At 72.4% G+C, this 13,678-nt stretch carries 12 protein-coding genes; 1 reads left to right on the top strand and 11 read right to left on the bottom strand.

All coding sequences use genetic code 11. The annotated features are described in order from the left end of the window. Positions 1–60: 60 nt before the first annotated feature. The 9 genes from OG780_RS05265 to OG780_RS05225 all read right to left on the bottom strand — a co-directional run bounded on the left by OG780_RS05265 (position 61) and on the right by OG780_RS05225 (position 10,005). Positions 61–1,380 (bottom strand): alpha-glucosidase/alpha-galactosidase, encoded by a 1,320-nt coding sequence (locus OG780_RS05265; protein ID WP_328445171.1) that lies wholly within the window; start codon positions 1,378–1,380, stop codon positions 61–63. Positions 1,381–1,456: 76 nt separating this feature from the next. Further along, complete coding sequence (locus tag OG780_RS05260) at positions 1,457–2,452, bottom strand: carbohydrate kinase family protein (RefSeq protein ID WP_328445169.1); 996 nt, start codon at positions 2,450–2,452, stop codon at positions 1,457–1,459. A 6-nt stretch (positions 2,453–2,458) separates the two neighbouring features. After that, positions 2,459–3,289 (bottom strand): carbohydrate ABC transporter permease, encoded by an 831-nt coding sequence (locus OG780_RS05255; RefSeq protein ID WP_328445167.1) that lies wholly within the window; start codon positions 3,287–3,289, stop codon positions 2,459–2,461. Then, positions 3,286–4,248 (bottom strand): carbohydrate ABC transporter permease, encoded by a 963-nt coding sequence (locus tag OG780_RS05250; RefSeq protein ID WP_328445165.1) that lies wholly within the window; start codon positions 4,246–4,248, stop codon positions 3,286–3,288. Before OG780_RS05250 ends, OG780_RS05255 begins: the two co-directional genes overlap by 4 nt. Positions 4,249–4,317: 69 nt before the next feature. Further along, on the bottom strand, positions 4,318–5,610 hold the full coding sequence (locus OG780_RS05245) for an ABC transporter substrate-binding protein (protein WP_328445163.1): 1,293 nt from the start codon (positions 5,608–5,610) through the stop codon (positions 4,318–4,320). A 12-nt stretch (positions 5,611–5,622) separates the two neighbouring features. Further along, on the bottom strand, positions 5,623–6,474 hold the full coding sequence (locus OG780_RS05240) for an endo alpha-1,4 polygalactosaminidase (protein ID WP_328445161.1): 852 nt from the start codon (positions 6,472–6,474) through the stop codon (positions 5,623–5,625). 211 nt (positions 6,475–6,685) lie between these two features. Continuing rightward, a complete protein-coding gene (locus OG780_RS05235; protein WP_328445159.1) occupies positions 6,686–7,519 on the bottom strand; it encodes a phytanoyl-CoA dioxygenase family protein in 834 nt (277 codons plus the stop codon). Between the two features lie 151 nt (positions 7,520–7,670). Next, complete coding sequence (locus OG780_RS05230) at positions 7,671–9,284, bottom strand: sensor histidine kinase (RefSeq protein WP_328445157.1); 1,614 nt, start codon at positions 9,282–9,284, stop codon at positions 7,671–7,673. Then, positions 9,277–10,005, bottom strand: coding sequence for a response regulator transcription factor (locus OG780_RS05225; RefSeq protein ID WP_328445155.1), 729 nt, complete (start codon positions 10,003–10,005; stop codon positions 9,277–9,279). The genes OG780_RS05230 and OG780_RS05225 overlap by 8 nt, the downstream gene beginning before the upstream one ends. 175 nt (positions 10,006–10,180) lie before the next feature. Between OG780_RS05225 and OG780_RS05220 the strand changes: the two genes are divergently transcribed. After that, entirely contained in the window at positions 10,181–11,647 is a 1,467-nt protein-coding gene (locus OG780_RS05220; protein WP_328445153.1) for a DUF2079 domain-containing protein, read from the top strand. A gap of 146 nt (positions 11,648–11,793) precedes the next feature. Here OG780_RS05220 and OG780_RS05215 read toward each other — a convergent pair whose 3' ends face one another. Both OG780_RS05215 and OG780_RS05210 read right to left on the bottom strand, forming a co-directional pair. Beyond that, positions 11,794–12,336: a universal stress protein gene (locus OG780_RS05215; RefSeq protein ID WP_328445151.1), complete on the bottom strand. Its 543-nt coding sequence runs from the start codon at positions 12,334–12,336 to the stop codon at positions 11,794–11,796. 5 nt (positions 12,337–12,341) lie between these two features. Continuing rightward, a complete protein-coding gene (locus tag OG780_RS05210; protein ID WP_328457906.1) occupies positions 12,342–13,628 on the bottom strand; it encodes an arsenic transporter in 1,287 nt (428 codons plus the stop codon). Between the last annotated feature and the right edge of the window lie 50 nt (positions 13,629–13,678).

Here is a 13,678-nt window from a genome sequence, read left to right as displayed (position 1 = left end):
CACCCGGCCCCGCCCGGCCTCACCCCCTAAGGGTGACGGTGAACGGACATCGCCCCCCGCTCAGTGGCCCAGCAGCGCCCTCAGCCCGGGCTGGAGGAGATCACCGTGAGCCCGTACGAGGTCGTCGCACAGGTCCCAGATGCGCTCGACGGGGAGAGCGGCGGCCGTCGCGGGGTCGGCCATCGCGGCGTGCCGGATGTGCCGCGGCTCGTCGTCGGTGGCGGCGCGGACCACCAGGTCGGTGACGGAGACGTACGCGCTGTTCAGCGCGGCGCACTGCGGGGGCAGCGCGCCGACACGGGTCGGCTGCACCCCCAACGCGTCGGTCAGGCACGGGACTTCGACGACGCAGTCCGCCGGAAGGTTGTCGATCAGGCCGCGGTTGGGCACATTGCCGTAGATCGTGCGGGGGGTGCCGGTGAGTGTGCTGTGGATGATCTGCGGGGCGTACTCCAAGGTGCCCTCGACGGGGAGGGGCACTCCGCAGGCGAGGGCCTCACGGGTGCGCCGGTAGCTCGCGGCGTTCTCCTCGATGATGTCCAGATAGGCGCCCACCGGCAGCCTGAGCCGCTCGATCTCGCTGTCGTGGTGGAGGTACCACGGCACGTACTCCGAGGAGTGTTCGCTCGTCTCGGTGGGGTAGTGGCCGAGGCGGCGGTACATGTCCACGCGGACCCGGCGCAGCAGCCCGGGGTCCTTGGCGATGGCCTCGTCGAGGAGCGGGTAGAGGTCCTGGCCCGCGCGCTCGAAACGCAGTACCCACGCCTGGTGGTTGACCCCGGCGGCCAGGTGGGTGACCTCCTCGAAGGGGACCCCGACGAGCTGGGCGAGGTCGTGCATCGTCCAGTGCACCGAGTGGCACAGGCCGGTGACGCGCAGCTTCGGCGCGATGCGGCTCAGGTAGAGGACGTTCATGGCCATGGGGTTGGTGTAGTTCAACAGCAGGGCGTCCGGGCAGAGTTCGGCCATGTCGGAGGCGAGTGCGCGGAGCACCGGGAAGGTGCGCAGGGCCCGGAAGATGCCTCCGATGCCGAGGGTGTCGCCGATGGTCTGGCGCAGTCCGTAGCGGGCGGGCACGGTGAAGTCGGTGCGGGTCGCGCGGTCCATGCCGACCTGGATGATGTTGATGACGAAGTCGGCGTCCTCCAGGGCCGCCCGTCGGTCGGGGTGCGCGGTGATCGCGGGCTCGACGCCGCGTACGCCGGCGATGTACCGGGCGGCGCCCTCGGCGGTGTCGAGCCGCTCCGGGTCGATGTCGTGCAACGCGATGTGCGCGTGCGCGAGTTCGGGGAACCTGAACAGGTCGGCCAGCAGTCCCTGGGTGAACACCACGCTCCCGGCTCCGATGAAGGCGATCTTCGGGGCGGTGACGTCGTTCATGAACGGCTCCTGGTCTCGCGGGTGCGGGGATTCGGTGGGATGGCCGGGTGCCCGGCGGTATCGGGGGCGCCGGCGCTCAGCGGCCGGTTCGAGACGCCGAGGGGTCGGGGAGGGCTGGGAGGTCCCGGAGGTCCGGGAGGTGCGCGCGGGCCGCGGCGAGGGCCTCGTCCCAGGTGGGCTGTGCCGCGGTGCCACCGTGTGCTCGGGTCGACAGCGAACCGCAGGCCGCGGCCACGGTGAGCGCGGAGCGCAGGTCGAGGCCGTGCAGGGTCGCGGCGACGAACCCGGCGTCGAAGCTGTCGCCCGCGCCGACGGTGTCCACGGGGTCGACGGCCGTGGCCGGTGCGTGTGCCAGCCGCGTCCCGGTGTCGGCGAGGGCGCCGTTCGCGCCGTCCTTGACCACGACCGTCGGCCCCCGGCCGGCCAGGACGGCGGCAGCGGCGACCGGATCGGCTTCCCCGGACAGCGCCGACGCCTCGGCCGCGTTGGGCAACAGGAAATCGGTGAACTCCAGTACGGGATCGAGGAGTTGGTGGTCCCAGCGTCCGGCCGGGTCGTCGTTCGTGTCGAGCGACGTCGTCGCGCCGGTCTCCCGGGCCAGGCCGAACACCGAGGCCAGGGACCGGGCCAGACGGGGCATCAGGAAGAACGAGGCCGCGTGCACATGCCGGGAGGTCGCTATCAGGTCCCGCGGCACGTCCTCGGGACCGGTCTCGGTGAGACAGCCCGGCGCCGTCAGGATGGCCCGGTCCCCGTCCCCGGCCATGACGACGGCCGTGAGCGGCGTGGGCCGGACCGGGTCGGTGACCAGGAGGCCCACGTCGACACCGCGCCCGGCGAGCGCCTCACGCACGAAGGCACCCGCGGGATCGTCGCCCACCCGGCCCGCGAACGCGACCCGCAGCCCGAGCCGCGCCGCCCCGCACGCCATGATCGCGGCGGAGCCGCCGAGCACCAACCCGGCGTGCTCGACGAGCTGTTCGCGCTGTCCGAACTCCAGGGGGCCGCGCAACGGGCCGAGGACGACATCCGGATTGGCGTCGCCGACGACGAGGAGATCGAAGGATTTCATGGTGGCCTAGCCCTTCAGGCCGCTCGAAGTGAGCGACTGGACAAAGGTCTTCTGCGCGAGCAGGAACGCCACCAGGACGGGCAGCACGGTGATCACGTTGCCCGCCATCACCGCCGACCACCGCGTGTGGTGCTGTCCCTGGAACGTCGTCAGACCGAGCTGCAAGGTGTACCGCGTGTCGTGGTTGATCGCGATGAGCGGCCAGGACAAGTCGTTCCAGGTGCTCAGGAAGGTCAGCACCGCGACCGTGGCCAGCGCGGGCCGGGCCAGCGGCAGCACGATCGAGAACAGCACCCGCAGCCGCGAACACCCGTCGATCCAGGCCGCCTCCTCCATCTCCCTGGGCAGCGCGAGGAAGAACTGCCGGAACAGGAAGACCGCGAACGGGGTGACGAGCGAGGGCACGATCAGCGCGCCGAGCGTGTCGATGAGACCCAGCTCCTTCATCACCAGGAAGGTCGGGATCATCGTGAGCTGGAAGGGGATCACCATCGTCGCGAGCATCAGAGCGAGCAGGGTCCGTGATCCGGCGAACCGCATCCGCGCGAAGGCGTAGCCGCCGAGTGCTCCCAGCAGCAGGTTCGACAGGACGGCCGCGACCGCGACGATCAGCGAATTGGCGAACCAGCGCGGGAACATCGCGTTCCCGAGCACATACCGGTAGCCGCCCAGGTCGATCCCCTTCGGCCACAGCGCGGGCGGGAACCGGTTGATCTCGACGTCGGACATCACCGAGCTGAGCACCAGCCACACCAGCGGCAGCGCGAAGCACAGGGTCAGCGGCGCCAGCAGCAGATGCCACGTGCTCGGCCTGCGGGAGGTCGCGGGTGAACTCATCGGACCGCTCCTTCGGTACGTTCCTGCCGGCGTCGCAGAAGACGCAGTGCCCCGCCCGCCACCAGCAGGGCGACCGCGAGGACGTACGCCGCGGCGGCCCCGTAGCCCGCCGTGAACGTCTGGAACGCCTGCTGCCAGACGAAGTAGACGACCACGCCGGTCGAGCCGAGGGGGCCGCCCTTCGTCGTCACATAGATCAGGTCGAAGACCTGGAGTGCCGTGATCAGCTGCCACAGCAGCAGGAACACGGTGACCGGGGTCAGGGTCGGCAGGACGATGTGGCGCAGCACCCGCCCGCGGCCCGCCCCGTCGATCCGCGCGGCTTCCACGAGTTCGGGCGGCACGTCCTGCAGCGCGGCCAGATAGACGACGACGCAGAATCCGACACCGCTCCACAGCGAGATCAGCACCAGCAGATAGATCGCCTGGTCGGGGTCGGTGAGAAAGCCCTGCGGGGACAGCCCGAGCTTGTGCAGCAGGGAGTTCGCGACACCGAACTCGGGATCGAGGATGAACGAGAACAGCACGCCCTGCGCGGTCGCCGAGACCACGAACGGAACGAAGACGAGCGTGCGGTAGAGGCCGATGAACCGGATACGGCGGTTCAGCGCCAGGGCCAGCATCAGCCCGCCGAACAGGCTGAGCGGCACGTAGAGGGCGGCGTACAGCAGTGTATTGCCCACGGCCGTACGGAAGTTGGGGTCATGGGCCAGGGCCCGGTAGTTGTCGAGGCCGACCCAGCGGCCCGGGGTGACCAGGTCGTCGGCCCGGAAGGAGAGCAGCAGCGACCAGACGACGGGCACGATGCTCAGACCGAGGATCACGACGACCGCCGGGCTGATGAAGGCCCAGGCGGTGGCGGTCTCCCGACGGCCGCGGCGGCGGGCGGCGCGCCGTGCGGCGGCCGGGGTCACCGCGGGGCCCGGAACGACGGTGATGGCACGGGGAAGGGTGGACATGACGGCCTCCTTCAGCCGGAAGCCGGCTGGGAACGTCTGAAGTCGGGTTCACCGGGGGACGAGTCGAGGTCACCGGGGGATGAGCAGGGCCGCGTCGGCCGTGTCGGCGCACCGGCGGACGGCGTGGGCGGGGGAGTCCTTGCCGAGCAGGACCGAGACGATCGCCTCACCGAGGGCCTGGGAGATCTGCGGATAGGCGGCGTGCACGGGCCGGACCCGGGCGGAGTTCAGCGTGTCGGTGAACACGTCGAGCCCGGTGGTCGTCCGCGCGTGTTCGCGCCACTCCGGACGCCGGGCGGTGGCCGAGCCGAGCGGGAGACTGCCCGCCGCGATGTCCCAGCGCGCGTCCTGGCCCGGCCGGATCATCCAGCGCACGAACTCGACGGCCGCCCGGGAACGGGCGGAACCGTTGTCGAAGACGGTCCAGGTGTCCGGCCCGGAGATGGTGACGGGCCTGCCGCTGTACGTCGGGAGCGGGACGACGCCGTAGTCGACCTTGGCGGTGATGACGTCCGGAAGCTGCCAGGGTCCCGTCGCCACCATCGCCATCCGGCCGCTCAGGAACACCTGGTACATCTGCTCGCTGCCGGGCTTCGGGTCGACGTAGACGCTTTTGTCGTGGGCCAGTCGGGCGAGGGTCGACAGAGCCTGGGCGCCCTGCCCGGCGAAGCCGACCCTCCCGCCGTCGGCGGCGATCACCTCGCCGCCGAGGTCCCAGATCATCGGCCACAGCCGCCAGACCGTGTCCTCGTCGCCCGTGCCCGGCCAGCCCGTGCCGAATGTCCCGCGTCCGGAGTCGGTGAGTCTGCGCGCGGTGTCGGTGAACTCGTCCCAGCTCCACCCCGCCTTCGGGAAGGGGACCCCGGCCTCGCGGAACAGCTTCTTGTTGTAGACGACGGCCAGCGAGTCGAGCACCGCCGGGGCGGCGCGCACCCTGCCGTTGACGGTGACCGCGTCCCGTACCGGCGCCCAGAAGGACTTCCACGGCGGGGTGCCCCCGTGCAGCGCGGACGTGAGGTCGACGACCCGGGGACTGCGGGCGACGCTCGCCAGGTCCGAGCCGAAGATGTAGGCGATGTCGGGGTACGAGCCGGCGGCGAGCGCCGCCGTCACCTTCTGGAGCATGGCGTCGGCCACCACCCCGCCGCCCGAACTGTCCACGCGGATGCGTGGATGCGTGCGGTTGAACTCGGCCACCAGCGACTCCACGGCCTTCCTGGCCGTGTCGTTCTGGCCGTGCCACAGTTCGACGGTCACCCTGCCGTCGGTGCCGACGCCGTCCGAGGGGCCGCCGCAGCCTGCCAGTGCCCCGGCGGCGGCCGCGCCCAGGAGCAGCCGGCGCCGCGCGATCACGCGTGTCATCCCGGCCTCCCGTCAGCGCGTTTCGCGGACGTAGTCCGCGCTGCCGGGTGTCGAGACCTTCACGTCCCGGCGCACGATGCTCAGCCGGTCGCCGAAGGCCGAACGGGCCTTGCGCAGACCGCTGTCGGTGTACTCGACGACCACCACCCGGTCGTGGAAGGCCTTCGCGTACTCGCCGCACTCGTCGTACTCGCCGCACTCCTCCGCCACCGCGAAGTCGAGCCCGGTCCGCGATCTGACTCCCGCCAGTTCGGCGGTGTTCTTCTGCCCGATCGCCAGATGCCGGGCGTGCGCGTGCCGCGAGAGCAGGGTGATGAACGCGGTGGCGTCCTCCGCGCTCAGCAGTTTCCGCGAGCGGGTGTAGCTGTCGTAGTTGTCGGGCTCGACGGCGTCGAATCCCTTGTCGGCGCAGTCGTCGATCCACTTCTCGACCCGCGCGGCCACCCGTCGGCGCTTGTCCGGCGTCCGGATGTCCAGCAGCGCCTCGTTCCAGTCCTGGTCGACGACGACCTTGCCGTCCGCGTCGCGCAGCAGCAGGTCGGAGGGCCACTGCCCGCGCTCCTCGGGCTGGGCCTGGAAGGCGTTGACGTAGCAGATGTTGTACAGGCCCCCGGCGGGGGAGGACGAGCGGTCGCGGCTGACGATGCGGACGTCGGCGGCCGGGGGGTAGGCGCCGCCGATCTGGTAGTCGAACCCCGAGTGGAGCGGGGGGAGTTCGACGGAAGTCGCTGTCCGGCCGGGCCGGGGCGTCGGTTTGGCCGAGGCGCTCGTGTCCGTGCCCGCGTCGCAGCCCGCGAGCGTCAGAAGACCTGCGAGGACCGTGACCGGAACTCCGGCGCGGAGAACACGTTTGACGGGGGGCATGTCCGCTCCACCAATCGCGAATGCGTCCCCGCCTCGGACGCTTCGAGCGATCCTGGCGACTTTGGCCGGACTTGAACCTGGTCCGTTACCGGCTGGGCGCACCTCTGCGTACCGGGTCGCACCACGGCACTCAGAGGATCAAATCGCGCATGCCCGGCTTCGTCAAGTGGCCGCCTCGGCCGAGGGCGCCGCCGGTAGGCTGTTCCGGCGTTCAGTGCGGACCGGCCGCCGTCCAGCCCGTCCCGCACGGGCCCGCGCCCTCGTTCTCGGGCAGGGTCACGGCTTCACCGTCCATCGTCAGCGTGCGGTAGAAGCCGCCGATGCGCCGGGTGGAGCGGCCGACGTAGTGGCCGATGAAGGACCGGCGGAAACGGTCACGGCTGCGGTTGGGGCCGGAGCCGTGGACCAGGCTGCCGTTGAAGAACAGGACGTCCCCCGGTTCCATGTCGACGGGCACGGCGGTCAGACCGGCGGGCGGCGGTACGTACTCGCGGGCGAAGGACAGCGCCGGGTCCGCCTCGTGCGGGCAGAACAGGTTCATCCGATGCGTGCCCGGCACGACCTCCAGGCCGCCGTTCTCACGGTCGATGACATCGCAGGCGGTCCACGCGGCCACACAGGTGCCGGGCTCGACGCGCAGATAGAAGTTGTCCTGGTGCAACGCCTGGCCGCGGGCTCCGGGCGGCTTGAAGTAGAACATGCTCTGGGCGGCCAGCACCTCTTCCCCCAGCAGGATCTCGAGGACGTCCCGCACCCGCGGGTCGAGCAGCAGACGCAGCGACAGGGCGTTGACGCGGTGCGGGTGCATGAAGCGGGGGAAGACGTGCAGCGGGTCGGCCGGGGCGCCGGTTCCGACGCCGCCGAACTCCGTGCCGCCGGTCCTCGGGGACCGGGGTTCGAAGTGCCCGGGGACGGGGCCGGCCTCGTGCAGCGCCGCGAACTCCGCGCACAGCGTGTCGATCTCGTCCGGGGCGAACAGCCCGCGCCGCACCACGAAGCCGTCCTGCTCGAACCGGCCGAGCCCGCTCCTGTCCGTGACCGCCATACGACCGTCCCCTCTCGGCGTACCGCTCGTGTCCCACACCGGGCGGTTACCCCGTCCGGGGACTCGCCCACCACCGCGCGTGAGCGGTTCGTCCCGAGGCGGCACGCGACACGGCCGGGCGTCCGCCCGACGGGCGTCCTCAGTGCCTGCGTCACATCGTCTTTTCACAGGTCACGAGGTCTGGGAGCGGGTCTCCCGCGGGCAGGCGGAGGACGAAGCACGCCCCCGAACCCTTCGGCTGCACCGCCAGCACGAGCAGGCCGCCGTGCCGGGCCGCCAGGTCGCGGGCTATGGCGAGGCCGAGGCCGGTGCCGCCGTCCGTACGGGTGCGGGACTCGTCCAGGCGGGTGAACCGCTCAAATATCCGTTCGCTGTCGGCTTCCGCGACGCCGGGCCCGTCGTCGCGGACGGTGCACAGCACCGACCCGGGTGCGGCCGAGTCCCGGGCCACGGTCAGCAGCACGCGGTCGACGGCGTGGCGCAGGGCGTTGTCGAGCAGGTTCCGGAGGATCCGTTCGAGGTCACCGGGTGCCGCGAACACCGTCGTCGCCGTACCCGGCGCGGCGACGAGGAGATCCACCTTCGGGGAACCCCCGGCGCGTTCCGCGTACTCCTCCACGAGCCGGCCCATCAGCGCCGCCAGGCCGAACCGTTCGGCGGGGGCCGACGGAGCGCCTGCGTCCAGCCGGGCCAGCAGGAGCAGTTCCTCCGTCAGACCGCTCAGCCGCTGCGTCTGCCGGCCGGCCGCGGACACCACGGCGGGCCAGTCGGCCCTGTCGGGGTAGGCGGTGGCCACCTCCAGCCCCGCGAGCAGGGTGGCGAGCGGGCTGCGCAGTTCGTGCGCGGCGTCCGCCACGAACCGGCGCTGTGCCGTGGCCGCCTCCTCCAACCGCTGCAGGGTGGCGTTGATGGTCAGTGCCAGTTCCGCCACCTCGTCGGCGGTGTCGGGTACCTCCACCCGTTCGCGGGGGTCCGTCGCGGTCACCGAGGCGGTACGCGCCCTGATCGCCTCGACCGGCCGCAGCGCCCGCCGCGTGGCCAGCCAGGCCACCCCGGCCACCAGCGCGGTCGCGAGGGGAACGGCCACGACGAGTTCCCGGTCGAGTTCGCCGACCGCTCGCTCGGCATCGTCCGGGACGATCAGGACGTACACCCGGACCCGGGCGCCGGCCGCCACCCCGCGCCCCTGCGTCTCGCCGGGCAGATAGGAGGCGGGCACCGTCCCATCGACGGTGGTCAGGGTCTGTCCGGACAGCGAGCGGGCCGCCGGCTCGGCCACGGCGGGGAACGTGAACCGGCGTCTGGTGTACAGGGGCAGGCTCCCGCCCCGCCCCGGGCCCGGGAGGAACGCGTGGCCGTCCTTCTCGTACGGCTCCAGCTCGGGACTGGACGCCAGGAGCACGCCGTCGTCGGCGACGATTTCGTACGGCGCTCCCCAGGGGCCGCTGATGGACGAGTGGGCGGTAGCGCTGAGCAGGGTGTCGACCTGCTCCTGGGCCACCGACGAATTGGCACGCAGCCGCTCGTCGTACAGCTGATGCCGCATCAGCAGGGCCCCGGAGGTGAAGAGCACGGCCGCGGCGAAGGCGGCGGCGAACGCGGAACGCGCCCGCACCGAGCGTGGGAGAACCCGCAGCGAGCGGAGAACCCGTACCGAGCGTGGGAGCAGGCGGGCGCGCTGAAGCCGGCGGAGTGTGCCGGGCGGGAACACGGGTACCAGGGCGCGACGCCTGCTCGGATCCCGCCCGTTCGGGACGTCAGTCACCGGAGTTCCGCCCGGCCGGGGGCTCCTGAACGGCGCCTTCCCTCGTCTCTCCGCGGTCGTCGACCAACCGGTAGCCCACCCCGCGCACCGTCAGGAGGGACTGCCGTCCGAAGGCCGTGTCGATCTTCCGGCGCAGGGCGCTGACCCGGACCTCGACCAGGTTGAGGTCCTCGGCCTCGTCCGGCCAGGCGTGGTGCAGGATCTCCGACTTCGTGACCGCTTCGCCCGGCCGCCGCGCGAGCACCTCGGCGACTCCGAACTCCCGGGGCGTGAGCGGGACGGCGACGCCCGACCTGAGGCAGGTTCTGGCCGCCACGTCCAGCACCAGGTCGCCCACCGCCAGCAGCGGGGAGGCCGCTCCCCGCGCCCGGCGGATGAGCGCGCGCAGCCGTGCGACCAGGACCAGGTAGGTGAACGGCTTGGTGACGTAGTCGTCGGCGCCGGTGTCGAGGGCCTCGGCCTGGTCCCAGTCGCCGTCCTTCGCGGTGAGCACCAGCACGGGGGTGGTGATGCCCTCGCGGCGCAGCGCCGCGCAGACCCGGTAGCCGTTGAGCAGCGGCAGCATGAGGTCGAGCACGACGGCCGCGTAGTCACCCGTGCGGGCCTTCCACAGGCCCTCGCGGCCGTCATGGGCCACGTCCACGCGATAGCCCTCGGCCGTCAGCCCGAGGCGCAGCGTCTCCGCCAGTTCGCGCTCGTCCTCCACCACCAGAATCCTCACCCCACCAGCCTGGCACAGGCTTCCGGCGGCTCCCTGATCGCTTCGTCAGGTTCGGTCAGGCCCCGGTCAGCTGCTCTCCGGCACGGTGTCCGGGCCCCCACAAAGGTGCTCGCCGTGCGGCCCCACCCGCGCGGCGAGCACCGCATCGGTGATCCGCCGGACGAAAGGCCCCGACATGCCGACCCGCCTGCCCGCGCTCCTCTCCCCGTCCCGCCCGTCCCGCGACGACGCGGCCGGGCCCGTCGCCGGAACGGCCCGGCCGTCGGGGGGTGCCCCCGGCTGGGCGACCGCGCTGACTCTCGCCCTGGTGTGCTTCGTGACGTACACGGCGCTGTCCGTGCGGCTGCACCAGCGGATGCTGACCACCGGTTACGACCTGGGGATCTTCGAGCAGGCGGTACGGTCCTACGCGCACGGGCACCTGCCGGTGGCCGAGCTCAAAGGGCCGGGGTTCCCGCTGCTCGGCGACCACTTCTCGCCCGTGCTGGCCCTGCTGGCACCGCTGTACCGGGTCTGGCCGACGCCGGTGACTCTGCTGGTGGCGCAGGCCGCGTTGTTCGCGGTGGCGGTGATACCCCTGGCCAGGTGGGCCGAGGAGGTACGCGGCCGACGGGCGGCGCTGGTGGTCGGTCTCGGCCACGGCGCCTCCTGGGGTGTCGCACAGGCGGTCGGATTCGATTTCCACGAGGTGTGCTTCGCCGTGCCGCTGCTGGCGTTCTCCCTGACGGCGGTGGGCCGTGGCCGGGCGCGTGCCGCGGCCCTGTGGGCGCTTCCGCTGCTGCTGGTGAAGGAGGATCTCGGGCTGACCGTCGCAGTCGTGGGTCTGCTGATCGCGCGCACCGGCGATCACGACCACCGCCGGACGGGGGGTGCCCTGTTCCTGGCCGGAGTGCTCGGGTCCTTCCTGGAGATGCTGGTCGTGATACCGGAGTTCAACCCCGGTGGCACGTTCGCCTACACCTCCAGCGTGCCCGGCGCGGGGTCCGCCACGCCGGGCGTCGGCGAGTTGTTCCTCCACTACACGGTGGGACTGGTCACCCCGGACACCAAGGCGCTGACGGTGCTGGCCCTGCTGTCCGTGACCGGGTTCCTGGCCGTGCGCTCCCCGCTCCTGTGGGCGGCCGTGCCGACGCTCCTGTGGCGCTTCGCGTCGGACAACCAGGCCTACTGGGGAACCGGCTACCACTACAGCGCGGTCCTGATGCCGGTGCTGTTCGCCGCCTTCGTCGACGCGCTGACCCGGCCCGGCCCGGTGCGGTACGCGCTGGCGGCGAGCGCGGCCGTCACCGTGCTCCTGCTGCCCCAGTTCCCGCTGTGGCAGTTGACGCAGCCGGCCACCTGGCACACCGACCCCCGGCTCGCGACCGCCCGGCGGCTGATGGACCGCATCCCGGACGGCGCCACCGTCGCCGCCTCCAACCGGCTGGTCCCGCAGCTCACCAACCGCACCCTGGTCAGCGTGTTCGGCCTGGGGGTCAGCCGTCCCGACCCGGAGTGGATCATCGACGACAGCGCGCGACCGCAGGGCTGGCCGATCTCACCCGACGACGACCGCAGGCTGCTGTCCGAGGCCCGGAACAACGGCCGCTACCGGACCGTCGCGGACCAGGACGGCTACGTTCTCCTGCAGCGGCGGCCCTGACGGAGCCGCAGACCGGCGACGCCTGTCCGGTGGTGTCCGCCGGGAAGGTGCCGAGGGCGCCGGCGCTGAGGACGATCGCGGAGCGGCTCGGTAGCTCGCCGGGCTCATGACCCAGAGGCCACAGATTCAGCACCGGGCGCAGCTTCTCAGGGATGAGGGTGGTGCGGGTGATCGGGATGGCGCGGATGGTCCGGGTGGTGCGGCGGATGCGGGGGCGGAGGAGGCAACGTCGTGACGTCCGGGGCCGGTTCGGGCCACACGAGCAGCACCGGGCAGGGAGCGTGGTCGACGACGAAGCGTCCGGCCGGTCCCAGGCTGTGCGGGCCGAGCCGGCTGCGGTCGCCGTCGCGGGCCAGGACGAGCAGACCGGCGTCCTCGGCCGCCGCCACGACCTCCCGCTCCACCCGGCCGGTGCGCTCCAGACGTGTCGCCGGGCCCCCGAGCCGCCGGGCCGCCGCGTCGAGGAGCTCGGCCCCGGAGACCGTGCCGAGGGTCTCCAGGAGGTCGCCGGGATCGGGCTCGGCGCGTCCGCGTCCGAGAAGCCCCGCGAAGGCGCCGTGCGCGAGACCGGGCACGGCGGGGTCCGTGACATGCAGCAGCACCACGTCCGTGGCCCCGGGGGCGTGCGTGCGCACGGCGTCCACGCACGCGGGCCATGTTCCCTCGACCAGCCAGACGACCACCCGCATGCCCATCAGCCTCCGATGACGTGGAGCGAGCCCCACAGCGCCAGGACGGCGGGCACCAGCGCCGCGGGTACGGCGATCACGCCCAGCCGGGTGAACTCCTTGAGGTCGACGCCGTGTTCGTGCTGATGCACGATACGTCGCCACAGCAGCGTCGCGAGGGAACCCGCGTACGTCAGATTGGGCCCGATGTTGACGCCGAGCAGGACGGCCAGCACCGCGCCCGCGCCCGAGCCGGCGGCCAGTGGCAGCAGAACGAGGACCGCGGGCAGGTTGTTGATCAGGTTGGCCAGGACGGCGGCGATCGCGGCGGTGCCGAGCAGCGCCGCCAGTGATCCGCCCTCCGGGAGGAGGTCGTCGAGGGCGTCGGCCAGACCGTTGTCGACGACCGCGCGGACGACGATGCCGAGCGCGAGGACGAAGGCGAGGAAGGACGGCGCGGCGGCGCGCACCACGGTGAGCGGGGTGGTGCGGCGGCGGAGGAGAGCCCGCCCGGCCAGGACGAGCGCCCCCGCGGCGGCGGACCAGGCCGGGTCGACGCCGACGGCCGAGGCCAGGACGAAACCGGCCAGGGTGCAGCCGACGGTGATCAGGGCGAACAGCGGCAGGTCCGGTGACTCCTCCGCCGGCCGGGGGAACGCGCCCGCCGCGAGGTCACGGGCGAAGAAGCGCCGGAAGACCAGGTACTCGGCGCCGATCGCGACCAGCCAGGGCAGCACCATCAGGGCGGCGAACCGGGTGAAGCTCAGACCGCTGGCGGCGAACGCGAGGAGGTTGGTGAGGTTGGAGACCGGAAGGAGCAGCGAGGCGGTGTTCGACAGGTGGGTGCACGCGTACACATGCGGTTTCGGGCGGGCCCCCATCCGCGCCGCCGTCGCGAACACGACGGGGGTCAGCAGCACGATGGTGGCGTCCAGGCTGAGCACCGCCGTGATCGCCGAGGCGAGCGCGAACACCGCGGTCAGCAGCCGGCCCGGCTGCCCCGCGGCCCAGCGGGCCATCCAGGCGCCGCACGCCTGGAAGAGCCCCTCGTCGTCGCAGAACTTGGCCAGGACGAGGACCGCCGCGAGGAAGCCGATCACCGGACCCAGATGGGCGGCCTCGGCGCGGACGTGGTCCCAGGAGATCGCCCCGGTGGCCAGGACCAGCCCCGCGGCGGGCACGGCCACGACCGCCTCCGGCCAGTTGAAAGGCCGTACGACCGCGCAGACGAGGACGGCCGCGAGCAGGACGACGGACAGCGCCTCGGCGAGCGGGCTGCCGAGGGCGGCGGCCAGCGGTGCGGCGACAGGGATGGCGGTACCGCCGGCGTGCGGCGTGATGACGTGGGCGCCCCGACCGGCGG

Source organism: Streptomyces sp. NBC_00386, assembly GCF_036063235.1.
Classification (GTDB): domain Bacteria; phylum Actinomycetota; class Actinomycetes; order Streptomycetales; family Streptomycetaceae; genus Streptomyces.
Note: the sequence above shows the minus strand (reverse complement) of the source record. Positions and strands in the feature narration are given on the sequence as shown.